The 21,795-nt window shown below is 58.1% G+C and carries 21 protein-coding genes and 1 riboswitch; of the genes, 13 read left to right on the top strand and 8 right to left on the bottom strand.

Annotated elements, in window-relative coordinates; genetic code table 11:
* The first annotated feature begins 22 nt into the window (after positions 1-22).
* The 6 genes from HMPREF3053_RS05390 to HMPREF3053_RS05365 all read left to right on the top strand — a co-directional run bounded on the left by HMPREF3053_RS05390 (position 23) and on the right by HMPREF3053_RS05365 (position 3,946).
* Positions 23-691 carry a metal ABC transporter ATP-binding protein gene (locus HMPREF3053_RS05390; protein WP_042388536.1) on the top strand — a complete coding sequence of 223 codons (669 nt, stop codon included), beginning with the start codon at positions 23-25 and terminating at the stop codon, positions 689-691.
* The gene (locus HMPREF3053_RS05385) at positions 681-1,511 is read left to right on the top strand and encodes a metal ABC transporter permease (protein ID WP_016422353.1); all 831 of its coding nucleotides are present in this window, start codon (positions 681-683) and stop codon (positions 1,509-1,511) included. Before HMPREF3053_RS05390 ends, HMPREF3053_RS05385 begins: the two co-directional genes overlap by 11 nt.
* Positions 1,504-2,322, top strand: a complete 819-nt coding sequence (locus tag HMPREF3053_RS05380; protein WP_016422354.1) for a metal ABC transporter permease — start codon at positions 1,504-1,506, stop codon at positions 2,320-2,322. The genes HMPREF3053_RS05385 and HMPREF3053_RS05380 overlap by 8 nt, the downstream gene beginning before the upstream one ends.
* Positions 2,323-2,325: 3 nt before the next feature.
* The gene (locus HMPREF3053_RS05375) at positions 2,326-3,018 is read left to right on the top strand and encodes a metal-dependent transcriptional regulator (RefSeq protein ID WP_049172669.1); all 693 of its coding nucleotides are present in this window, start codon (positions 2,326-2,328) and stop codon (positions 3,016-3,018) included.
* A gap of 77 nt (positions 3,019-3,095) precedes the next feature.
* Positions 3,096-3,428 carry a hypothetical protein gene (locus HMPREF3053_RS05370; protein WP_049193624.1) on the top strand — a complete coding sequence of 111 codons (333 nt, stop codon included), beginning with the start codon at positions 3,096-3,098 and terminating at the stop codon, positions 3,426-3,428.
* Positions 3,425-3,946, top strand: a complete 522-nt coding sequence (locus HMPREF3053_RS05365; RefSeq protein ID WP_049193626.1) for a hypothetical protein — start codon at positions 3,425-3,427, stop codon at positions 3,944-3,946. The genes HMPREF3053_RS05370 and HMPREF3053_RS05365 overlap by 4 nt, the downstream gene beginning before the upstream one ends.
* Before the next feature lie 13 nt (positions 3,947-3,959).
* On the opposite strand, the gene HMPREF3053_RS05360 is transcribed toward HMPREF3053_RS05365, so the two are convergent.
* Together HMPREF3053_RS05360 and HMPREF3053_RS05355 are read right to left on the bottom strand one after the other, a co-directional pair.
* The gene (locus tag HMPREF3053_RS05360; RefSeq protein WP_224784254.1) at positions 3,960-4,925 is read right to left on the bottom strand and encodes an NADP-dependent oxidoreductase; all 966 of its coding nucleotides are present in this window, start codon (positions 4,923-4,925) and stop codon (positions 3,960-3,962) included.
* Between the two features lie 27 nt (positions 4,926-4,952).
* On the bottom strand, positions 4,953-5,642 hold the full coding sequence (locus HMPREF3053_RS05355) for a GntR family transcriptional regulator (RefSeq protein WP_069359632.1): 690 nt from the start codon (positions 5,640-5,642) through the stop codon (positions 4,953-4,955).
* Positions 5,643-5,790: 148 nt separating this feature from the next.
* Between HMPREF3053_RS05355 and HMPREF3053_RS05350 the strand changes: the two genes are divergently transcribed.
* The 5 genes from HMPREF3053_RS05350 (at position 5,791) to HMPREF3053_RS05330 (ending at position 10,054) form a co-directional block, all read left to right on the top strand.
* Positions 5,791-7,002 carry an NRAMP family divalent metal transporter gene (locus HMPREF3053_RS05350; RefSeq protein ID WP_049193630.1) on the top strand — a complete coding sequence of 404 codons (1,212 nt, stop codon included), beginning with the start codon at positions 5,791-5,793 and terminating at the stop codon, positions 7,000-7,002.
* Between the two features lie 94 nt (positions 7,003-7,096).
* On the top strand, positions 7,097-7,870 hold the full coding sequence (locus HMPREF3053_RS05345; RefSeq protein ID WP_070767393.1) for a LamB/YcsF family protein: 774 nt from the start codon (positions 7,097-7,099) through the stop codon (positions 7,868-7,870).
* A gap of 71 nt (positions 7,871-7,941) precedes the next feature.
* On the top strand, positions 7,942-8,595 hold the full coding sequence (locus HMPREF3053_RS05340; protein ID WP_049172678.1) for a 5-oxoprolinase subunit B family protein: 654 nt from the start codon (positions 7,942-7,944) through the stop codon (positions 8,593-8,595).
* Positions 8,596-8,614: 19 nt separating this feature from the next.
* On the top strand, positions 8,615-9,499 hold the full coding sequence (locus HMPREF3053_RS05335; RefSeq protein WP_049172680.1) for a 5-oxoprolinase subunit C family protein: 885 nt from the start codon (positions 8,615-8,617) through the stop codon (positions 9,497-9,499).
* An 87-nt stretch (positions 9,500-9,586) separates the two neighbouring features.
* Entirely contained in the window at positions 9,587-10,054 is a 468-nt protein-coding gene (locus HMPREF3053_RS05330) for a GNAT family N-acetyltransferase (RefSeq protein ID WP_049193633.1), read from the top strand.
* 49 nt (positions 10,055-10,103) lie between these two features.
* Here the strand turns inward: HMPREF3053_RS05330 and HMPREF3053_RS05325 are convergent, their stop codons facing one another.
* Together HMPREF3053_RS05325 and HMPREF3053_RS05320 are read right to left on the bottom strand one after the other, a co-directional pair.
* Positions 10,104-11,579, bottom strand: coding sequence for an NAD(P)(+) transhydrogenase (Re/Si-specific) subunit beta (locus HMPREF3053_RS05325; protein ID WP_070767392.1), 1,476 nt, complete (start codon positions 11,577-11,579; stop codon positions 10,104-10,106).
* 6 nt (positions 11,580-11,585) lie between these two features.
* The gene (locus tag HMPREF3053_RS05320; protein WP_049193634.1) at positions 11,586-13,175 is read right to left on the bottom strand and encodes a Re/Si-specific NAD(P)(+) transhydrogenase subunit alpha; all 1,590 of its coding nucleotides are present in this window, start codon (positions 13,173-13,175) and stop codon (positions 11,586-11,588) included.
* A gap of 386 nt (positions 13,176-13,561) precedes the next feature.
* On the opposite strand from HMPREF3053_RS05320, the gene HMPREF3053_RS05315 reads away from it, so the two are divergent.
* Positions 13,562-14,764 carry an alpha/beta hydrolase gene (locus HMPREF3053_RS05315; RefSeq protein ID WP_070767391.1) on the top strand — a complete coding sequence of 401 codons (1,203 nt, stop codon included), beginning with the start codon at positions 13,562-13,564 and terminating at the stop codon, positions 14,762-14,764.
* A 6-nt stretch (positions 14,765-14,770) separates the two neighbouring features.
* On the opposite strand, the gene HMPREF3053_RS05310 is transcribed toward HMPREF3053_RS05315, so the two are convergent.
* The 4 genes from HMPREF3053_RS05310 to HMPREF3053_RS05295 all read right to left on the bottom strand — a co-directional run bounded on the left by HMPREF3053_RS05310 (position 14,771) and on the right by HMPREF3053_RS05295 (position 19,708).
* Positions 14,771-15,316 carry a TetR/AcrR family transcriptional regulator gene (locus tag HMPREF3053_RS05310; RefSeq protein ID WP_049172688.1) on the bottom strand — a complete coding sequence of 182 codons (546 nt, stop codon included), beginning with the start codon at positions 15,314-15,316 and terminating at the stop codon, positions 14,771-14,773.
* The gene (locus tag HMPREF3053_RS05305) at positions 15,303-16,799 is read right to left on the bottom strand and encodes an MFS transporter (RefSeq protein WP_070767390.1); all 1,497 of its coding nucleotides are present in this window, start codon (positions 16,797-16,799) and stop codon (positions 15,303-15,305) included. The genes HMPREF3053_RS05310 and HMPREF3053_RS05305 overlap by 14 nt, the downstream gene beginning before the upstream one ends.
* 213 nt (positions 16,800-17,012) lie before the next feature.
* Complete coding sequence (locus HMPREF3053_RS05300) at positions 17,013-18,860, bottom strand: hypothetical protein (protein ID WP_070767389.1); 1,848 nt, start codon at positions 18,858-18,860, stop codon at positions 17,013-17,015.
* Complete coding sequence (locus tag HMPREF3053_RS05295; protein WP_246819378.1) at positions 18,857-19,708, bottom strand: hypothetical protein; 852 nt, start codon at positions 19,706-19,708, stop codon at positions 18,857-18,859. The genes HMPREF3053_RS05300 and HMPREF3053_RS05295 overlap by 4 nt, the downstream gene beginning before the upstream one ends.
* A 63-nt stretch (positions 19,709-19,771) precedes the next feature.
* Positions 19,772-19,893: riboswitch (TPP riboswitch) on the top strand.
* Between HMPREF3053_RS05295 and thiC the strand changes: the two genes are divergently transcribed.
* Positions 19,892-21,598, top strand: coding sequence for a phosphomethylpyrimidine synthase ThiC (gene thiC, locus HMPREF3053_RS05290; protein WP_070652981.1), 1,707 nt, complete (start codon positions 19,892-19,894; stop codon positions 21,596-21,598). Its footprint overlaps the riboswitch before it by 2 nt.
* The last annotated feature ends 197 nt before the right edge of the window (positions 21,599-21,795 follow it).

Below are 21,795 nucleotides of genomic sequence, written 5' to 3'. Positions count from 1 at the left end.
TCGTAACCGCTTAGCTAACCCCATGTCTGCTGACCCCATAGTCACGCTCCGCGATGCCTCATTCGGCTACACGGCGGTACCCATCGTCAATCACATCACCGCCAATGTCGCGCCGGGTACCGGGCTTGCACTCATCGGCGCCAATGGCTCTGGAAAAACGACTGTGCTGCGCGGAATCCTAGGTGGGACTCGTCTTCTCGCTGGTGAGATGCACAACAACGCGAAGATTGTGTCCTACGTCCCGCAGTCGGCAGACCTCGATCGCACTTTTCCGGTCACGGCGTTCGATGTCGTCGCCATGGGGGTGCTGCACGAACTGCGCCCCTTCCAACCGCTTGGACACCGCAAAGAACGCATCCACGCAGCGCTAGCCAAAGTCGGGCTTGCCGACCGCACCAGTGAACGTTTCGGCAACCTCTCCGGTGGTCAGCAGCAACGCGTTCTGTTGGCGCGTGCCATCGTCGCACGTCCGCAACTCGTGCTTCTCGACGAGCCGTTCAACGGCCTCGACACTGAAAATCGGGCGATGCTGCTGAATCTCCTCAACGAACTGAAGGAAAATGGCACGGCAATTATCGCGGCCACCCATGATCTTGTTCTTGCTGAGGAGACCTGCGAAAACACATTAATTGTGGCGGAGCAGCCGGCTTTTGGTGCGACCTCGAAGTTGGTGCCAGCCTATGTGGACTGAGCTTGCGAATGAGCTTGGGGTAGCGCCTTTCATGTTCAGGCCACTAGTGCTGCTGATTGCCCTCGGGGCGGTCTCTGGCCTGGTCGGTGTCATCGTGAACCTGCGTGGCCTCGAGTTCAATGCCGAGGCCATGGTGCATTCGATTTTTCCCGGAATTGTGGCCGGTGCCGTATTCGGCGGCATCGACATGATTATCCCGGTGGCTGCAGCATTTGCGGTGGTAGTGGCAGTAGCACTGACCTTGGTATCGCGCTCGCACATGTCGGAAGCCGGAGTGGCAGTTGTACTGACCAGCTTCTTTTCCATCGGTGTGATTCTCTCGCTGAAGAAAGGTGACCAGTCAGGACAGCTGGAAGCGCTCATGTTCGGGCGACTGCTGGAAGTCACTGACTCCCGTCTCACCAGCGCCCTGATTGTCTGTGCCATCGCCTTGGTTCTTATCGCAGTGACCTGGCGCCGGCAGGTGTTTGTTGCCTTTGATCGCTTCGGTGCCAAAGCCGCAGGCGTCAATGTGTGGGGCATCGACCTCACCATTAACGCGGCGATTGCTGCGGTCGTGGTGTCGTCGGCAAGCGCTGTGGGCGTGCTTCTGGTAGTCGGATATCTGGTCGTGCCGGGAGCGGCGGCGAGACTGCTGACTCGCCGAGTTCATGTGATGGTGCCGATTGCGATTGCAGTGGGCTGCCTCAGCGGAATCGTTGGTTTGGCACTGGTGCCTTTGGGGCCGGTGTCGCCTCAGGCAGTCGTCGCGCTGACCTCGGTGGGACTGTATTTCATGGCACTGGGGCTGCGCGTCGTGCTGGGAGGAGACCGTGTCTAGCATCCTGATTTTGCCCATTATCGAACTGATACTGGTAGGAGCCCTGGCTGGAGTAGTTGGGGTGCTCGCGGTGCTGGGAAAACAAGTGTTCTTCGCAGAAGCGATTACACATGCGACTTTTCCCGGCGCGGTTGTGGGCGTTGTTATTGCGGCAGCGCTCGGCCTGAGCCACTCGTGGATTTCGGTGTTCCTCTTTATCGGAGCATTTCTGATGTGTATTCCGATTGGGGCACTGTTCGGTCTGTCAAAGGTGGGAACGACGTCCTCGGCGGCAGGAATTGTGCTGACATTTGGGTTCGCACTGGGCTACTTCCTGAACAAGTGGTTCGCCCCGTTGCCGGTGAAGGTAGAAAGCTTCCTGGTCGGCAGCGTACTTAACGTGAACAAGATTGATATTGTGCTGTCCGGTGGCCTCTTGCTGCTGGTGGCGTTGGTGCTGGTGGCTCGGTGGCGCCAGCTGATTTACTTCACATTCGATCCGGAGTCTTTCGGGGTCGCGCATTCGAGGAGAAGAGCACAGTTGGTCATCAGCGGGCTGATTGTGTTGACTCTGGTGGCGCTGATTCCGGCTGTCGGCACGATTTTATCCATCGCGCTGTTGGCTGCCCCGGCAGCTGCGCTGGTTGGGGTAGTGAACGATACCCGTTTGCTATTCGTGTTAGCACCATTGATGGGTATCGCGATTGGCCTGGTGGGGCTATTCATTGCGGTGGCGGCGAACTTGTCAGTTGGTGGCTGTATTGGCGTGTGCGCCGGTTGTTTCTATGTCCCCCTCAAGATTGCGGCAACACGCAATAACGCTAGAGTTTAAAGAATGCACGTGGAGGATTTACCAGCAAAGACCCAGGACTACCTCAAGGTCATTTGGGATTTGCACGAGCGCACCGGTGAAAAAGTGGCACTAGGCGACGTCGCTGAGCGGATGGGTGAAAAGAAGCCCACCGCCAGCGAAGCTGTGAAGAAGCTAGCTGCACGTGGACTTGTCAACCACGAGCCGTACCGGGGCATTAGCCTGTCGGACCGTGGGCGGGATATTGCGCTGATCATGGTGCGTCGCCACCGGCTTATTGAAAGCTTCTTGGTCTCGACTCTGGGATACACCTGGGATGAGGTTCACGAGGAAGCTGAAAAGCTTGAGCATGCGGTCTCGGATGATTTCATTAGTCGCATTGATGCAATGCTGGGATTCCCTGAGCGCGATCCGCATGGCGATCCAATTCCCAGCGCCAGCGGTACCATCGCCAGCGCAGTGCGCACTGACCTGACGGATATCGAAGCTGGCGCGATGGTGGTAGTCGATCGTATTAACGACTCCGATCCTGAATTGCTGCGCTATTTGGCTACATCAGGGGTAGGCCCGGGGACCGTGCTCCGAGCCGAAGCCGCACCATATGCAGGTATGCATGTCTTCGCCATCATCGATGAGGTGGGCGATAACGAGCCAAAGAAAATTCATGTGGCAGACTCGGCACTATGGGCAATCAAGGCGACTCCAACAACCAACTGACGAGAGCCGCAGCGCGCTCTTACTATAAGGTGTCGCGGAATCTCACTGGGCCGACGAAAGTGCCACCCGCACCGTCAGTGTCGTTCGACAGCGTGAAGAGTGCTCGTCGGCAGGCATATGCCAGTGTCGAGAGTGTTGATGTGCCGTTGAATGCCATCGCTATCTCACGCGCCGAGCAGCAGGAACACATGGTTGACCTCGAACGTCGATTGAATGCCTCGACCAAAGACATGCGTGCCCTGGTTGACTACGAAGAGCAGCGCATTGCGGTTACTAGCACTGTCAAAGAGGCAATCGTCTATACGCTGCTGGCAATACTCCTTCTGGCAGCAGCCATTGGACTTGGCTACGCCAGCCACCTGGGGGCCGATGCGATTTTGAATGCTGCGGCGGAGGTGACGCCGCGATGAGTAAACGCTCAGGCTCCGACAACGGGTGCGCGACGGTCATTGTCGTATTTTTCTTCTTCGGCCTGATTGTTCAGCTCTTCGGTGTCACGCTGTGGATTCTGCAATATGCATTGCCAGTTGCGGGCTTGGTGCTTGCGATTCTCATTGCATACCAGGCGTGGGTCGGTGTGCGCCGCAGCGCTGAGGCGCACGAGCTCGCCGAGCGTAATCACGCTGAGCTGCAACAGATTGCCATGGACACCGAGTACCAGCTCACCGCAATCCTCTCTGCCTGGGACAACGTGAACACCACAATGGGTGTCGGCACCATCTACAAAGATGTATTTGCCTCCGGTGAGGCTACGCCGGAGCTCATCGAGCTACGCGGTGAGCTCTCTCGTGCTCGGAAGCTAAACAACCGACTGCGCGAGCAGCGTGAAACTATGACCAACCGGGAGCTGGTGGAAGCCATCTCTGATGCCGACGCGCTGTGGTGCTCGCTGACGAAGACGTATCAGAACGCTCGTCGCGAGCTGTAGTAACGCACCTGGTTTACTCGACGGTCATCACAATCTTGCCGTCAGCGTGCCCGTCTTCCAATACTCGGTGGACCTCCGCGACCTCGGTGAGATTCTTAGTCAGTCCGATAGGAAGTGAAATCTCACCGGCAACCACGCGGTCGGCCAGGTCGGCGTAAATAGTCGTGTCATTCGAAATAGCCGGAATGTGCGCCTCAATGCCACGTTCCTTCGCCGGTGCCAGATCGGCCAGTGAAGGTAGCGCCACGATCCGACCATCCGATGGCAACACATCCAGCGAGGGCAGGAAGGTGTCGAAGTACACGCCATCGAGCACAACATCTACGCCCTCGGGGAACCGTCGACGCACAACCTCGAATACATCTTCCGCTGTGTAATCAAGATGCTGCGCGCCAAAGCCCACTAGTTTTTCATGATGGCGTGACGACGCACTGGCCAACACAGTTGCGCCACGGGCAACTGCCAGCTGCGTCATCAGCTGGCCAACGCCGCCGCCGGCACCATGAATGAGTACGGTGTCACCGCTTTTTACCTTCGCTAGCTGATCGACAGCCACGGTCGCCGTGATTCCCACTAGGGCAAGGCCCGCAGCGGTTACGTCGTCAAGCGAATCGGGTGTTCGAACCACACCGTCGGCGGGGAAGACGTTGTGCGTTGCGTAGGTGCCGCGGAAGTCATCGAAGCCGCGCATGCCGAAGACTCGGTCGCCGGGGTGGAAGTTGTCCACACCTTCGCCGACGGCAACGACTTCGCCAGCGGCTTCGCGTCCGAGGACGGCGGGAGGGGTGAACTTTGCGCACAGACCGGAAGAGCCATCGCGCATCTTGTAATCCAGCGGATTCGCGCCGATGGCTGTGGTTTTGACCAGGATTTCGCCGGGACCGGGCTGAGCATGATCGATAAGTGTCCTGGTGAAAATGTCAGCGGGGCCGAACTCCGGAATGGTCATTGCGTATGCGTTGCCTGAATTTGCTGCCATGTCCATCACTTTAGTCCTAGCAGCTAATTACGAACGATCGGCAAGCGGGAGGGCAGCGGTGACGGCACTGAACGACTCATTGAGGTAGGCGCTGAGGAGGTCGGCGGCGTGGTTTGGGGTGTCCTCGATGAGAACTTTGGCGATACTGATGTGGCGATCGGCGTATCGGGCATGGAGTTCGATGCTTTGGGGGTAGGAGAGGAAGCAAAGACGGAGTTGGGCCTGAATTGATTCGGCGGTGGCTAACAGGTCGGGGGACCCGGAAGCTCTGACGATGGCGAGGTGAAAGGCATTATTCCGTTCGGGAAGGTTCAATGATGACTGTGAACCACAAATAGAAAGAATCTCTTCGCCGAGGAGCTTTGCCTGGCTCTTGCTTAGCGATCGCAGTGTTCCGCATTCGACGACATGGCGAAAGGCATACAGTTCGCGGATGCGTTGTTTGTCGAAGGAAGCGATAAACACGCCGTGATGAGGGATGTGAGTAAGTAGCCCCTCAGATTCCAGCTTGCGGTAGACCTGTCGGATGGTGTTGCGGCTGACCTGCAGTCGCGCAGCAAGTTGGGTTTCACGGAGCTGCTCGCCACTGTAGTGCTTTCCGGCGAGAATCTCTCGGCGCAGGACAGTTGCGGTGACATCCGCTACTGAAACGTCTTGTTGTTTTTCCCCAGAGGACGTGTGGGGCTGATCGTCGAGGATGCTTCCGGGGGTAGTCATGTAATACAGACTACTAAAGCACTTTTGTGTGGCGGCCATCACCAATTAACATACGAGACATTGTTCAACAATCTCTGTGCAGGCGATCTTCAACGTGGGAATCCTTCAACGTGGGAATCGTCAGACTTGTAGGGAAAGGCCTTACGCTATGGACGCTTCAACATCTGCCCATAAGGCGCGGCGAACGGCACTCCTCGGCGCCGTATTCCTGATGGCGACCAGTGCTATCGGGCCGGGCTTCCTCACCCAGACCGCAACCTTTACGGCCAAGCTTGGCGCGGCTTTCGCCTTTGCCATTGTGATCTCGGTGCTTCTTGATATCGCGATTCAGCTCAACGTGTGGCGAGTGATTGCTGTCTCTGGACGCCGCGCGCAGGAGCTCGGCAACGCCGTGCTTCCGGGGCTGGGCTGGTTAATGTCAATTCTCATTGTCATCGGTGGTGTGGTCTTCAATATTGGCAACGTCGGCGGTGCTGGACTTGGTGCGAACGCGATGTTGGGCGTGGACGCAAAGATTGGCGGCATTGTTACTGCAATCCTCGCCATTGGCTTCTTCCTCTCCCGTCGGGCGGGTATGGCGCTGGACAAGGCACTCGTTGTGCTCGGTGTCGTGATGATTCTGGTCACTGGAATTGTGGCGTTCAGTTCTAACCCGCCAGTAGGGGAAGCACTGAAGAACACGGTCATGCCCGACACGATTGACTTGTTGGCAATCATCACGCTCGTCGGTGGCACTGTTGGCGGGTACATTACTTACGCTGGCGCTCACCGCATGCTTGATGCTGGCGCCGGCGGTGTAGAGAACCTCGCACAGACCACTCGCTCATCTGTTACGAGCATCATCGTCACAGCCATCATGCGTTTCCTCCTTTTCCTAGCTGTCTTGGGAGTGGTTGCGGGTGGCGTGGTCCTCAATACGGATGGAAACCCCGCTGCAGAGGCATTCCAAGCTGCGGCAGGAGATTGGGGTATGCGCTTCTTTGGCGTTGTCCTGTGGGCTGCGGGAATCTCGTCGATTGTGGGTGCCAGCTACACCTCAGCAACATTTCTGACTCGTTCCTCGGGTGCTGGAGCCAAGACTCAAAACACGATCACCATTGTCCTAATTGCAATCTCCACGCTGCTCTTCGGTGTCATCGGTACGGCTCCAGCGACGCTGTTGGTTTTCGCCGGAGCCTTCAATGGTTTGGTTCTTCCAATTGGCGTTACTGTGCTGATTTACATCGCGCTGTTCCGTGCGGATCTCATGAATGGTTACAAGTACCCGAAGTGGTTGGCGGCTATCGGAATCTTGGGTGTCGCAGTCGCCTGGTTCTTGGCGTGGCGCTCATTCGGCGGTGTGTTTGAAATGCTCGGCTAATCCCCCCCCCCGGTTTCTCGCACAGCTCAGATGAGAACCAACATAACAACGGTACAAAGACCAGCATTATTACTTGGAAGGAGCGGTGACGTTTATGGGCGCCACTATCGATCTCAACTCTGACCTTGGGGAAGCGTTCGGCTCGTGGAAGATGGGTGATGATATCGCTCTGCTGAACATTGTGACCAGTGCCAATATTGCCTGCGGGTATCACGCGGGTGACGCTAGCGTCATGATGGAGACCTGTGAGGCAGCTGCCGTGCGCGGAATTCGCATCGGCGCGCACGTCGCCTACCGCGATCTCGCCGGATTCGGACGACGACGCATGGATTACTCACATCGAGAATTGCGAGCCGAAACCGTCTACCAGATTGGTGCACTTTCGGCATGTGCACGGGCGGTGGGTACCGAAGTTTCCTACGTCAAGCCCCACGGTGCCCTCTACAACCGCATCGCAGTGGATGAAAATCAGGCCGCTGCAGTGGTGGAGGCGCTCCTGCTCGCTCGCTCCACCTGCGGAGATGAGCTTGCCATTATGGCGCAGCCGGGGTCGGTCATCGAACGGCTCAGCCTCGACGCGGACCTCCCTGTGATTAGGGAAGCTTTTGCAGATCGCGCTTACAACTCCGATGGAACTCTGGTGTCCCGAGTACTCGAGGGGTCGGTCATTGTAGAACCCGATGCCGTCGTCAAACGCGTCATTGCAATGGCTAGCGGGGAACCAATCGTCGCCTACGACGGTTCACCGTTGACCGTGCAGGCTGACTCTATTTGTTTGCACGGAGACACCCCTGGTGCGGTCGAACTCTCCCGTATGATTCGCCAAGGGCTCGTCGACGCCGGAGTCACCGTCTCTGCCCACGTATAGCGCGGACTCGCACACCGGTCTTATCAACCGCAGTTTTTCAACCCCGCAAGAAAGAAAGGATCAGCACCGCCATGGCCGAGATTCGCCCTATGGGAACAAATGCGCTGCTTATCGACTATTCATCATCGGCCAATCCGTTGGCGAAGGTACTTCGTGCACACTCTGCTGCGGCTGAGATTGAGGGACTCGTTGACAGGGTACCTGCAGCCCAAACGCTCCTTCTTCGCTTTCGCGGACCGGCTCGTCGTTACCTCGGCGCAGTAGAAACCGCGCTGCGGGGCAACAATGCGCAGAGGCAGACCGTCGACAAGCGAAAAACAATGACGATTCCCGTTCACTATGACGGCGCGGACCTTGAGTCCTTGGCACAAAGCCTTGGGATGAGCCCTCAAGCGTTAATCGATTGGCACTGCGAACGCCCTTGGACGGCCGCGTTCGGTGGATTCGCGCCGGGCTTTTATTACATGGTGCGCGGGAGCGGTCAGGGGTGGCCAGAGCCGCTTGATATTCCCCGCCTTACGACGCCGCGCACTCGAGTTCCCAAGGGCTCCGTCGGACTTGCGGGCCAATTCGCAGGTGTATATCCCATCGATTCGCCCGGTGGCTGGCAGCTCTTGGGACATACAGATGTGGAGATGTGGGACTTGAATCGGCCTAATCCGGCGCTGCTTGAGCCCGGGGTTGAGGTGCAATTTGAAGCGACTTCTACGGTGAGTGCGGCGTAGAAAAAGGGGGGCGGAAGAGATGAAGAATTCTATCGAGATTATTCGACCCGGCATATTGACGACGATTCAGGATTTGGGCCGTGCAGGGCAAGGCAGCCTGGGCGTGAGTACTTCCGGTGCGTTCGACCACGAGTCCGCGGCAGCTGCTAACCGGATGGTTGTCAACGAAGAAAGCCTGGCGGTGCTTGAGTGCGTCGTCGGCGGGTTGGAGTTCCAAGTAGCGGAGGGAGCAATCATATCCTTCGCAGGAGCCCACGGTGAGGTGACTGTCGAGCAGGATGGCAAGGTCATCAAGACCTCGATGAATAGTCGAATTGTGGTCGGGGCGAAGGCAATTGTGCGGCTTGGTACCTTCGATGCAGGTCTTCGCGGGTACGTCGCGATTCGAGGGGGCATCGATGTCGCGGAAGTGCTGGGCTCGCGGTCATACGATACGCTCGGCAAGCTCGGCCCAGCGCCTTTGCAGGCCGGTCAGGTCTTGCAGGTCGGCGACCCGGAGTATTCGACGGGGTCGTCAATCGCAATTTATCCCGCGCCTCATTGGTCGAGCGAGGCTGCGCGCTTAGATGTTGTTCCTGGCCCTCGGGCGGACTGGTTTACGCGGGAAAGCGTCAGTGATTTCTTTCACGAGACATGGACCGTGACGCAAGAGGCCAACCGCGTCGGACTTCGGCTGAATGGGACTACTCTTGAGCGCCAGGTCACCCATGAGTTGGCAAGCGAGGGAATGGTCCCCGGTGCGATACAAGTGCCCGCATCGGGGCAGCCGATTATTTTCGGTCCTGATCATCCGGCGACGGGTGGATATCCGGTCATTGGTGTGTTGACGGAGCCGTCATTGTCGAGGGCCGGGCAATTGGTGCCCGGCGCGAAGGTACAATTCCGCCGGGTGCGGGCGGTATAGGTCTGCGGCTTCATTCTGCGCGATGGTGCGCCACTACGTTTGCCAGCTATGAGCGTCACACCGTTCTTCGCAGTAAAATCAGCCACCATGATTGAACACGCCTCCTTTTCTCAACTCAGCGCGACGGATGTTTATGCCATCTCGGCACTGCGCACCGATGTGTTCTATCTTGAGCAGTCCTGTACAGAGCCGGAAATGGATTGGCGCGACCTGGAAGATACCGCAGAGCACTATTTCATCCGCGACGACAATGACTCCCGCAAGATTATTGCGTACTTGCGTGTAATTGACACGCTCGATGAGTTCTCGACGAGCTACCCGCGCACCATCGGCCGAGTTGTCGTCGATGCTGCGAGCCGGGGTAGGGGGTTGTCCTCGAAACTGCTGCAGCAGGTCATCGCTGACCACCCAGATACGGGGCTGATTCTGCATGCCCAGACGCAGGCGAAGGCTGTGTACGCAAAAGCCGGCTTCCATGAGATCGGGGAGACCTTCATAGAAGCCGGCATTGAGCACATCACGATGGTTCGTGATGCAGCCCGTGGCGAAGCCTAGGAATTAATCGCCTAGGCTCCGATTTGTACGGCGTTGCTTGCCTGAAGTTTTAAGCGTTGACCTTCGAACTCGCCAGGATGCGGTTCAGAGAGTCGACGCTGGCCTTCGCATCGCCGATAAGCATGTCGGTGTTTTCGTTGAAGAACAACGGGTTCTGCACGCCCGAGTAACCCGAACCCATCGAACGCTTGAGAACAATCACGCGCTCAGATTCCCACACCTTCAGCACCGGCATACCCGCAATCGGGGAGCCCGGCTGCTCTGCCATCGGGTTGACGGTGTCATTTGCACCGATGACCAGGGTGACATCCACATCAGCGAAGTCATCGTTGACCTCGTCCAGCTCCAGCACGATGTCGTAGGGAACCTTGGCCTCAGCCAGCAGCACGTTCATGTGACCTGGCAGGCGGCCGGCGACTGGGTGGATACCGAAGACCACTTCCTTGCCGGCGTCACGCAGATTACGGACCAGGTCAGCAACAGCGTACTGAGCCTGTGCCACAGCCATACCGTAGCCCGGAGCGATGAGGATCTTGTCTGCGTCACGCAGAATCTCGGAGGTGTCCTCGTGGCTGACCTCGGTGTGGGAGCCTTCCACGGCGCTTCCCGACGAAGCCTCGGAGCCAAAGCCACCCAGAATAACGTTGGCAAAGGAGCGGTTCATGGCCTCACACATGATGTACGACAGGTAGGCGCCGGAGGAACCAACCAGCGCACCAGTGATGATGAGCAGCGGGTTGCCAAGCATGAGACCGGTGAAAGCGGCGGCCCAGCCGGAGTACGAGTTCATGATGGACACGACAACCGGCATGTCGCCGCCACCGATGGCGATGACCAGGTGCCAGCCCAAGAACAGGCCCAAAGCAGTCACTGCAACCATGCATGCCCATGCGATGGCGCCGCCCTCGGTGCCGGTTGCGATGAAGACAGCCAGGAGAACCAGAGTGACCACCAGAATGGCAATGTTCAGAGCGTTGCGGCCCGGCAGCAGAAGCGGCGAGCCCTTGATCTTCTCAGACAGCTTCAGGCCTGCGACGATGGAGCCAGTGAAGGTCACAGCGCCGATGAAGACGCCAATGTAGACCTCACCGAAGTGGAACTTCAGGGCATCGGGGGCGACATCTTCCGCGAAGATGTAGGAGTTGAAGCCGATGAAGATAGCGCCGAGTCCGACCAGACCATTGAACAGTGCAATCAGCTGCGGCATGCCAGTCATGGCAACGCGGCGTGCGCGACTGATACCGATGACACCACCGATGCCGATAGCGACGGCGATGAGAATCAGGGTAATCAGCGGCGAGAAGTGAGTATCCGGCTTGGTGTCTGCGGTGACGAGTGCCTGGAAGATGGCAATGACAACGGCTACAGCCATACCAGCAATACCGAAGGAGTTACCGCGGCGAGCGGTCTCCGGCTTGGACAGGCTCGAGAGGGCAGCGAGGAACAGGACAGCGGCGACAATGTAGCCGACGTTGGACAGGCGGTAGGTCCAGTCCAGAAGCGAAGCAGTATCAATGCTAGCCATTAGACTTTATGCCTCCTCTTTCACAAACATGCCAAGCATGCGGTCGGTGACGGCGAAACCGCCGAAGATATTGATGGAGCTGACCACAATGGCCGCGAACGCGAGACCGGAAACCAGCAGGTTGGAGCTTCCCACCTGGAGAATCGCACCCACCAGAACAATGCCGGAGATCGCGTTGGTCTCAGACATCAGTGGTGTGTGCAGGCGCGGCGTGACCGCGGAGATCACGTAGAAGCCGAGCACGATAGCCAAGGTGAGAACCATGAAGTTGGCGCTCACGCTGTGCGGTGCGCTGAGCATAACCACAATGGCCAGCAGTGCCGTCAGGCCCAGAGCAACCTTCGAGCCCAGGCCCGATCCCATGAAGGAAACCTTCTCCGGCGCATTCTCTTCTAATGCGGCCTGGTGAGCCTGCTGCTCCTGCAGTGGGGCAGCAGGGGTGACAGCGACCTTGATTGGCGGTGGTGGCCAGAGAATCTCAGCTCCGGTAGCGCCGGCGCCATTTTGTGAGCGAGCCTTTGTCACCGTGATGCCACGGATAATCTCGTCCTCGAGATTGAGAACTGGAGAGCCATCCTTTTCCGGCGTGATCAGCTTGAACAGGTTGAAAATGTTCTGTCCGTACAGCGACGATGCCTGCGCGGGCAGACGTCCTGCAAGGTCGGTGTAACCGATGATGGTCACACCGTTGTCAGTGACAATGGTCTTGCCTGGAACGGTCATCTCGCAGTTGCCGCCACCTGCGGCAGCCATGTCGACGATGACGCTGCCTGGCTTCATAGCTGCAACATCGGCAGCAGTCAGCAGCAGTGGAGAGCGACGGCCAGGGATATTCGCGGTGGTAATGACAATGTCAGCCTGCGCGGACTGCTCGGAGTAGAGCTTCGCGGCAGCGGCAGCCTGATCATTGGTCATTTCCTTGGCGTAGCCATCCTCGGACTTCTCGGCGGCGGCCGGAATCGGGATGAACTCTGCACCCATCGATTCGACCTGCTCACCGGCTTCAGGGCGCAGGTCTGTTGCCTTGACAATCGCGCCCATCGAGTTGGCCGTACCGATCGCCGCAAGTCCGCCGACACCAGCGCCGATGACGTAAACGGTAGCTGGTGGCATCTTGCCTGCGGCAGTCACCTGACCAGTGAAAAGGCGACCATATGCAGAAGCCGCTTCGACTACTGCGCGGTAGCCGCCGATGTTGGCCATCGACGACAGCACGTCCATCGACTGTGCCCTGGAAATGCGGGGAACTGCGTCCATAGCAAGGGCAGTGATGTTGCGTTGCGCGAGTTCTTCGACCAGTTCTTCGTTTCGGCCTGGCGCAAGTCGGCTGATCAGCATGGCACCGTCGTTAAGCAGTGCACGGAACTGCTCCGGCGGAGTGTCGAGCGTTACGACGATATCGCTGTGCCAGACAGACTCGTCGACAATGGTGGCACCGGCGGATTCGTAGTCCGCGTCGGTGAACTTAGCAGCCAGGCCGGCGTCAGCCTGCACGGCGACCTCGTAGCCAAGCTTGACGAGTTTGCCGACGGTCTCCGGGGTCGCAGCCACAATTGTTTGCTGGGGATCGGGTTCTAAAGGGATGCCGATTCTCATTGTGGGAGTTCTTTTCTGTTCGGGGTTTTATTAAGGGCCATGCGCACTCGGTTGTCGGTTAACAGTGAGTGTGGGCGTGGCCACTTTGTCCTTGGTGTCAATAAGGTATGCGCTGGTAGGGAGGCAGCGGAGGCGTTTGTGGAAAAAGGTAATAAAAATATGTGGGTAACGGTGGTGAGGTGGGTTTTCTGAATTTGTGCACTCGTGGAAAGGGGGTAGGAAATGGGGGTGGTGGTGTTAATTTTGGGCGAGAGTGAACATTTTCAGCGCTCTGAATGATTGTTTGAGGGGTGAAAGATGGGGGAGGCTATTTCTTTCTTTACGTATGTATTTACGTATTAGGTAAATTCGTATTCCTAGGTTCTTGGCAAGAGTTAAGGAAAACGATGATTGGTTCACTAAGGGCGGCCGGAAAGACCGTGTCGGCATCCCGTCAAGGGCAGGGGCGTAAGTTCTCGAAGGTGGTTGCTCTTTCGCTCGCAGCTGGTGTAGTTCTCGGCGGGCAGGTGCCAGCGCAGGCGGCACCGCGCATTGGTCAGCTGCCGGACATCACTGCACGTGAAAGCACTGTTGACTACCGGAACTCGGAAACCGTGGACAAAATTGGCGGTGGTCTGGTGGATGTCATGGGTGGCGTAAACCGCGCCATCTCCGGTGGTGAAAGTGGCCATATCACCGAGCCGTTCGCCCCAGAGGCGGGGCACCTGCGCAAGGAGTTCGGAGCGATGGGCTCCCACCCAGTTGCCGCAACCCGTGAAGCAATGCCATGTGACGGTGTCGTCTACACCATCTACAACCGCGTACTGCGGGACCTCCACGGTCTCCACGGCACCACCGGCTGCTATGACGTGTTGCCGGAATCGGCCAACGCCTCCCCAGTTGGCGCGCAGCTCATTTACCCGGCGGATATCGACTCCATGGAGTCCGCGCCGCTGATGGTTCTGAGCCCTGGCATTGGTACTGAGCCAGGTATGTACGACGCGCAAGCGCGACTCTATGCAAGCCACGGATATGTCGTGGCTCTTGGCTACAACTTCACCAACTGGTTCGCGCCGCAGATGGTGCTGGCAGCTTCCGTGGCCGCAGCGGCCAATGAGGACGAGTCCACGCCACTTGCAGGCAAGATCGATTTCTCCCGGACGATGCTGGTCGGGCACTCTGCAGGTGGCGGCTCCGCAATCTTCCTGAACAACAGGATGGATAAGGCCTTCCAGGCTGCGGGCATCGATATGGTCACCCGTGGTCTGGTTGCTATCAACCCAGGGCCTTCCGACGCTGGACTGATCTCCACCCCTCCGGAGATTCCGAGCCTGGTGGCCATTGCTGAGCACGAGGACATCGTTCCTTTTGATGCCGATCGACGTGGTTACCGCGATGCTGCAGGGCCCGCCTGGGAAGCGGTAGTCACCGGTTCCTACCACGGCACCTACCTGGATGATCCGTCCAAGAATGTGCTCGGCTCGATGGTGCTGTCCTTTAGCGAGTATGTGCTCGCCGGAACGAGTCGAGCAAAGGCCGTCTATGCGGGTGCTAACTACGGCCTGGCCACTGACTCCGAGCTCAAGGACGTTCAGCGCAAGGGCGTCTAGAGCTGGCTACTCCATCGACTCTGGAATTAGCTTTGCCGCGGCTTCGGCGATTGCCTTGCGCTGCGCTTTCGTGAGCTGATTGCCGTTGAGGTAGTCGTTAGCCCAGAGGCCATCGGAAATCATTTGGACAACGTAGGCCATGCAGGCCTCCTCATCGGTGGCAATCTTCTCCGCCGGCGGATTCCACCGGCGCAAAAGGCGCGTCCAAATCTCGCGCAGCTCCGGCTCGGCGGCGGAGTCGATGGACATGAGTAGCTCGGCCCTCGTTGCCGTATCCAGTGAGACTTGGAGGTTTGCGCGTAGGCGGTTGGCGGGGGATACCTCCTCCGCAGGTCCTCCTGCGGCTTCGATAAGCTCCTCCTCCCATAACTGCGCCATGTGCTCATGGACGCTGCGGATCATGTCTTCACGGGAGGGGAAGTGGTAAATCAACCCTGATTTACTCATTCCGCATTGAGTTGCGACATTTTCGTAGGTGACCTCGGAAAAACCGCTTGTCTCGATAATCTCAACGATTGTGTCGAGGATGGCAGTGCGCTTACTCGTGCGCATATTCAGTCTCCTTCGGGTTGCCGCGGAATGTCACCGCAGTCGCAATCGCTGCAATGACAGCAACGACAGCCAGGATAATCAAAATGGCCAGGTAGGAACTGTCGAGGCCGGCGCGGGCGCCGTCGTTAAGCGCTGGCGTGTGAAGTGCATCGGTGAGTGAGATGCTGGCGTCGACAGGCGTAAACAGGGTGTAGAACATAGGCAGGAGACTGCCTGTGATTGCGACGGTAATCAGTGTGCCGAATTCGTAGGACACGGATTCCATCGCCGCCGCCATACCTGCCTTTGACCTCGGCGCTGAGCCGATTATCGCAGTCGACGACACCGACATCACAGAACCTGCGCCCGCGCCGAGCAGTATCAATCCCGCGATCATGAGCGAGAAATTGCCCGAGGAAACGCCGTAGTACATGCCTGCCAGTCCGACGGCGTTGAGGAGGAAGCCGCCGGTGATGAGTGTGCGGAAACCCACTCGATGGAGCACCATGCCGCCGATGACACCAACTGGCAAGGATGCCAGTGCCGCGGTGGCAACTAGCAAGCCCGCGTCGAGTGGTGTGTATCCGACGGAAATCTGGAAGCGCTGCGTCGTCATCAATTCGGCGCCTGCCAGGACAAACATGGCAAGCGCTGCTGCCAGCACGCCACCGGAAAACATCGGCGAACGGAAGACCGAAAAGTCGATGAGGGGTTCGGTAAGACGTGCCTGACGACGCTGAAACAGTGCCGCGCCCACTAGCCCACAGGCGATAGCTGCGACGATGACGGTGGAGGAGCGATGGCCGGCGAGTTCCTTGATGAGTGAAACCAGGCCCAGCATGGCCAGCATCGCGTAGAGGCTGGTGAGGAAGTCCCAGTGTTTGGCTGGGTTGGGCTGATTTGGTGGAGCGAAAATCAGCGTGCCAATGATTGCGAAAACTACGACAGGGATGTTGATAAGGAAGATTGAGCCCCACCAAAAGTGCTCCAACAGGAAACCGCCGACGACGGGGCCAGCAGCGGCACCCAGTGTTGCCGTGGCTGACCAAATGCCAATAGCCGTGGCAAGTTCACGAGGGTGGTGGAAGGTCTCACGTAGCAGTGCGAGAGTGGCCGGCATCATGGTCGCGGCGCCCAGTCCCAGGCAGCCGCGGGCGATGACCAGCGCCCAGGCGTGCGGCGCAAAGGCCGCGGCCAGGGAAGATAAGCCAAAAATCGTCAGGCCCACAAGAAACATCTTGCGGTGACCGATGCGGTCGCCCAGAGTGCCTGTGCCGAGGAGGAGTGCGGAGATCACCAGTGGGTAGGCGTTGATGATCCACAGGCCCTCCAGCTCGGTTGTGTGGAGCTGCTCGCGCAGAACTGGCAGGGCAGTGTAGAGCACCGAGTTATCTATGCCGATGAGTAGTAGGCCGGCGCTGATGATAGCGAGGAAGACCCACCTGTGGGTGACTGGAGTGGACGGATTAGCCCTCGTGGAAGCGGCGTGGTCGGTACTTGTCATTCCAGTAACTGTAACGAACGTTCGGTTTAGTTACAACTTCTGGAGAGCGACGATTTAGGCCTAGAACTTCAACAAAAGTACGCCAATCCCGCCCAAAGGGCCGGTGAAAAAGTGTCTAAGTTGAAGGCGTTATTGAGGTACGAATTCACGGACACCGTTCGATCCCCCCCCGTGGCGCCCGAGCGGGTAAGGATCAGCTTGGACGCGGTGACTTTACGCTCGGACGTTGTGGCCTATCACCGCCGGGATAGTGATTGGCGCATCCCCGAAAAGCTCCTTCTGGTATTCGTTCTGCTCGAAAGCGCCGGCATCGTTATCCCTGATGGTGGCCACATTTGTCAGTTTGCGTGCCGACGGTGCGGAGTCCTTTTGGAGCAGTCCGCCACGGTTGCCCGCAGTGGTGGCCGCGAAAGTCCCTGCACCACGGTTTCCAGCAGCGGTACCCGCGATTCCGCCAGCAGCACCCGTAGCTCCGGTAATAGCACTGTTGCGAGCACTGATTAGGGAAGTCATCAATCCACCTCCGCGCTGTGCAGGGCTGTTCGAGGCATTTGGCAAGGCGGACCCAGCGACCCCGGCACCCAAGCCGGTTCCCATCCCGCGACCCGCTGTTGGCGCTGGTATACGTCCAAGACTTGAAGTCGGAAGTCCCGAGGCCGGTGGACGGAGGCTTGCGTTTCCAGAAGACGGCAGTGCCGGGATATTGCCCGCTGGTGTGAGCCCCGCAGTGCGTCCTGCACCGAGGGAGCCAGCCGGTCGGTTACCGTGAACGCCGTAAGGCGAAGATGCTTGCGGTGAAGTGCGTTGAAGTGGGGTGCTCGCCCCCGAAGGAGCGACCATGGCTGGATTCGCCGCGTTCGATTGAGCCATGCCTGATGTACCGGTCGGGGAAGTTGGCGAGATTGTGGAGCTCGTTGGGCTGCTAGGTGATGCGGGGTGCACAGGGGTAGCAGACGGATTAGTAGGGTTCGACAAAGTCGAAGTGCTCGGTTGAGCCTGCGAAGGAGCGGGAGCACTCGCGGCTGTGGATTGTGGTGTTGGAGAATCCGGAACAGTTGAGGTGGCGCCAACTGGTGCGCTGGCGGCCTGCATGCTTCCAGTCATCCCCGCAGGCGAAAGACCGAACTGACTAGTTCCAGAACGCCCGGCGACTGTGGCCCCAACGGAAACCTCGGCAGTCACACCACTTCCGGCATCGGCAGAAACCAGGTTAGGAATTCGAGGAATAGCGGTCTGTAGCTGTGCGGTATACGGGCCAGAGAGAAAGGCTGCTACCTCGGCCTGTTCAAAAGCCTTTTGCGCGCCAGGGTTTGGGAGTGCCTTGGACTCGGCCTCAATCGCAGATAGTGCATTGACGGCCATTGCCTTAACGGACGGCAAAACGGCAAGGTGTCCGGCCATGACCTCAGATGCGGTGGCGATGCTGGTTGCGCGTGCGGCCAGACCTTTCATTGTTGAGTCAGCAGCAGAGAAGACAGCACCGCTGTTGCTCGACACCAAGCCGGATGAGATGGAGGTTAGATTGCTGGCCAACGTGGTCATAGTTTCGGCGAAGTTGTTCCAGTAGGCGATTGCCTCGGCTACGGCACCGTCGTTTGTCGAGGAAAACATGGATAGTAGGGACTTCGCATCAAGACCGAGTTCCGCAGAAAGTGTGACTGGCGCGAAAGTGAGACTTCCAGCTTCAAACATTGGCCGACGCTGAAATACACCGCTTGTTCGCGCTACTTCGGCAATGGAAGCACCGTCACCATTGAACGGGTTAATGCTTCGAAGGATCCGATTCATGGTGGATTCGTGCTCAGTAATCACGCGACGGAAGTCAGCGAGATTTGTTTGCGCCCACGTGAGCTGCTTGCCCAGAGACAATCCGACGGCGGCAGAGCTTCCCGTACTGCCGGAAATTGCGAGACTGTGTTCTGTCGCCACCAGCTGGAGTGACGGAACCTGTGAGTAGCCGGCCAAGTTGGGCTGGATATGGATGGCATTATTTGCCAGCAAATTCGTGGAATGGAACTTCTGAATTGCAGAGTCGATTGTTGGAATTACGGCATGCATCATGATTCTTCCCCCAAGTAATCAATTAACAGCTCATTTACGGGAGCGCACAGCCGGTGCTGTGGGTCAGGGCTATCTTGTCCGGTTGTATCGATAACGAATCCGAGAGCCCCTTGCTCTGTTTCGACAGAAGCAATACAGGCAGAGCTTCCGAGCGGATTGATTTGAGTGAATGTCACCCAATTGAAAATCCCTTCGTGATGAGCCAAAGGCTCGGCACTGTAGCGTTCGAGTTGTGAATGAGCGACCGCAGCATGCCAGATGCTCAGCAGGCCGGAAGCGTCGGATTCGATAACGCAGCCGATCTGTTTATTTCCTTCGATTCGGCCCTCCATGTACGACTGCTCCCGGAACCCCAGCCTGTCTAAGCGCCCCATAATCTCAGGGTCGTCACACGGATTGGTCAGGACGAATTCGGGTGCGTCGTAGTTGTAGTGCCCATCGGGGCCAAGTGGAGCATCACCGGGCTCCGGCGGATTGTTGGGTGGAAGCACACCCGCAGGTAACGTCACGCCCGAGTCAGTAGTGATGGTTGTCGCATTGTCGCCGACAGGTTGAACGTCCTCGCCGGAAGCCTTGGTCGATGCGCAACTAGTCCCCGTTACTCCCCATAGAAGTGCTGACACTAGGGCGGCAGTAGTCGCCTTTTTCAATTTTCCCTCCCCAAAGAATTTGTGTGAGAAAGATATAACACCGCGTTCACAATTGCGCTTGCTGAGAAGCCGAAAAAATAGACCGACTGTGGATAACTTTTTAGGGGTGTGGACAACGCGATCGCCACGCAAAACAACGCCGCTGCACAGCCACAACCTGCATCTTTGGGGTGCGTTCTCCGCGCCGTCGTTAAGCATTTGTGGCAATCGTGGGTGTAATGACCGAAGTAATCCGAACGATTGGTTAGACTATGAGGCGCATTACAAAACCACGGGAGTGCCAACCGAAATTCCGGCACTGAGAGGACGCTAGGGATCGAGCGTCGACCGGACGAACCTGAATCTGGGTAATACCAGCGTAGGAAAGGGATGTGTTGCTTCATGGCCGCACGTGTATCTGTATCCGCTCCGCCGAAAGAGGGCGAGGTTACAACTGGCCCGATTTACCGCAGCAACAAGCATTACGACGAGGTTGCGTTCAGCAACGATTTCGGTGAGGCGAACCTGCGCATTCCAGTCCGTCGAATCAACCTGACGGACGGCACTCACTTCGATGCGTACGACACCTCGGGTATTTACACCGAGGAAAACCCGGAACTGAACCTGAAGGAGGGGTTGGCTAAGACTCGTGACTCTTGGCCGAAGGCTCCGGCAGTGCCGGCGGTTGCAGGTTCTGAGGAGGCCCCGAAGGTCAAGACGCAGCTGGCATGGGCCCGAGCGGGAATTGTCACCCCGGAGATGGCATTCATTGCCGCTCGTGAAAATGTGGATCCGGAAGTTGTTCGCGAAGAGGTTGCTGCGGGGCGTGCCGTGATTCCGGCCAACCACAAGCACCCGGAGACCGAGCCGATGATTATTGGCAAGCGCTTTGCCACCAAAATCAACGCCAACATTGGTAACTCGGCTGTGACCTCGTCCATCTCCGAAGAGGTGGAGAAGATGGTCTGGGCGACTCGTTGGGGCGCGGACACCATCATGGATCTGTCCACCGGTAAGGACATTCACGAAACCCGCGAGTGGATTCTGCGTAACTCCCCGGTGCCGGTTGGTACGGTGCCGATTTACCAGGCGCTAGAGAAGGTCAAGGGTGACCCGGCCAAGCTGACCTGGGAAATCTACCGCGAAACCATCATTGAGCAGTGCGAACAGGGCGTGGACTACATGACCGTTCACGCGGGTGTGCTGCTGCGCTACGTGCCACTGGCCGCCAACCGCGTTACCGGCATTGTCTCCCGCGGTGGTTCGATTATGGCCGCATGGTGCCTCGCGCATCACCAGGAGAGCTTCCTCTACACGCGCTTCGCTGAGCTGTGCGACATTCTGGCACAGTACGATGTCACGTTCTCCCTCGGTGACGGCCTACGTCCGGGCTCCATTGCCGACGCTAACGATGAGGCCCAGCTGGCTGAGCTGCGGACCCTCGGCGAGCTGACCAGGATCGCTAAGTCCCGCGGCTGCCAGGTGATGATCGAAGGCCCAGGCCACGTTCCGATGCACAAGATCGCTGACAACGTGAAGTGGGAAGAGGAGTGGTGTGAGGAAGCTCCGTTCTACACCCTCGGCCCGCTGGCAACCGACATCGCGCCGGGCTATGACCACATCACGTCGGCTATCGGCGCGGCAATCATTGCGCAGGCTGGCACCGCCATGCTTTGCTACGTCACGCCGAAGGAGCACCTGGGTCTGCCGAACCGCGACGACGTCAAGGTCGGCGTGATTACTTACAAGATTTCCGCGCACGCCGCTGACCTGGCAAAGGGGCTGCCGCGTGCTCAGGAGCGTGACGACGCGCTGTCGAAGGCCCGCTTCGAGTTCCGTTGGCATGACCAGTTCGCGCTGGCCTTGGATCCGGACACTGCGCTGGACTACCACGACGAGACCCTGCCTGCAGAGCCGGCAAAGACCGCGCATTTCTGTTCCATGTGTGGTCCGAAGTTCTGCTCCATGCGTATTTCCAAGGATGTGCAGGACTACGCGAAGGAACACGGTCTGGACTCCGTTGAAGCTATCGAGGCCGGCATGGCTGAGAAGTCCCAGGAGTTCGCTGATCAGGGTGGTCGCGTCTACCTGCCGATTACCGCGGAGTAATTGGTTGCCTCAAAGCTGCTGAAGCAAGCCGCGGTCGAGCTCTATTGGGCTTGGCCGCGGCTTTCTTTTGCTCTCAGCTATTTCTTCCAATCCCAGCGTTGAGACTCAAACGGGGGTGGATAAGGCGCGCCTTAATAAATGCGTTAGGTGAGCCTAATATGCAGGTGTACATTGCTTGTATGCACAGTCTGAAGTTC

Source organism: Corynebacterium sp. HMSC064E07 (assembly GCF_001815745.1).
GTDB lineage: Bacteria > Actinomycetota > Actinomycetes > Mycobacteriales > Mycobacteriaceae > Corynebacterium > Corynebacterium jeikeium_D.
The sequence above is the reverse complement of the archived record's forward strand: the minus strand, read 5'-3'. Positions and strand labels throughout refer to the sequence as shown.

Coding starts and splice junctions, on each gene's coding strand:
- HMPREF3053_RS05390 (WP_042388536.1), top strand. CDS start 23: ATGTCTGCTGACCCCATAGTCACGCTCCGCGATGCCTCATTCGGCTAC.
- HMPREF3053_RS05385 (WP_016422353.1), top strand. CDS start 681: ATGTGGACTGAGCTTGCGAATGAGCTTGGGGTAGCGCCTTTCATGTTC.
- HMPREF3053_RS05375 (WP_049172669.1), top strand. CDS start 2,326: ATGCACGTGGAGGATTTACCAGCAAAGACCCAGGACTACCTCAAGGTC.
- HMPREF3053_RS05365 (WP_049193626.1), top strand. CDS start 3,425: ATGAGTAAACGCTCAGGCTCCGACAACGGGTGCGCGACGGTCATTGTC.
- HMPREF3053_RS05360 (WP_224784254.1), bottom strand. CDS start 4,925: ATGGCAGCAAATTCAGGCAACGCATACGCAATGACCATTCCGGAGTTC.
- HMPREF3053_RS05355 (WP_069359632.1), bottom strand. CDS start 5,642: ATGACTACCCCCGGAAGCATCCTCGACGATCAGCCCCACACGTCCTCT.
- HMPREF3053_RS05350 (WP_049193630.1), top strand. CDS start 5,791: ATGGACGCTTCAACATCTGCCCATAAGGCGCGGCGAACGGCACTCCTC.
- HMPREF3053_RS05345 (WP_070767393.1), top strand. CDS start 7,097: ATGGGCGCCACTATCGATCTCAACTCTGACCTTGGGGAAGCGTTCGGC.
- HMPREF3053_RS05340 (WP_049172678.1), top strand. CDS start 7,942: ATGGCCGAGATTCGCCCTATGGGAACAAATGCGCTGCTTATCGACTAT.
- HMPREF3053_RS05335 (WP_049172680.1), top strand. CDS start 8,615: ATGAAGAATTCTATCGAGATTATTCGACCCGGCATATTGACGACGATT.
- HMPREF3053_RS05330 (WP_049193633.1), top strand. CDS start 9,587: ATGATTGAACACGCCTCCTTTTCTCAACTCAGCGCGACGGATGTTTAT.
- HMPREF3053_RS05325 (WP_070767392.1), bottom strand. CDS start 11,579: ATGGCTAGCATTGATACTGCTTCGCTTCTGGACTGGACCTACCGCCTG.
- HMPREF3053_RS05320 (WP_049193634.1), bottom strand. CDS start 13,175: ATGAGAATCGGCATCCCTTTAGAACCCGATCCCCAGCAAACAATTGTG.
- HMPREF3053_RS05315 (WP_070767391.1), top strand. CDS start 13,562: ATGATTGGTTCACTAAGGGCGGCCGGAAAGACCGTGTCGGCATCCCGT.
- HMPREF3053_RS05310 (WP_049172688.1), bottom strand. CDS start 15,316: ATGCGCACGAGTAAGCGCACTGCCATCCTCGACACAATCGTTGAGATT.
- HMPREF3053_RS05305 (WP_070767390.1), bottom strand. CDS start 16,799: ATGACAAGTACCGACCACGCCGCTTCCACGAGGGCTAATCCGTCCACT.
- HMPREF3053_RS05300 (WP_070767389.1), bottom strand. CDS start 18,860: ATGATGCATGCCGTAATTCCAACAATCGACTCTGCAATTCAGAAGTTC.
- HMPREF3053_RS05295 (WP_246819378.1), bottom strand. CDS start 19,708: ATGCTTAACGACGGCGCGGAGAACGCACCCCAAAGATGCAGGTTGTGG.
- thiC (WP_070652981.1), top strand. CDS start 19,892: ATGGCCGCACGTGTATCTGTATCCGCTCCGCCGAAAGAGGGCGAGGTT.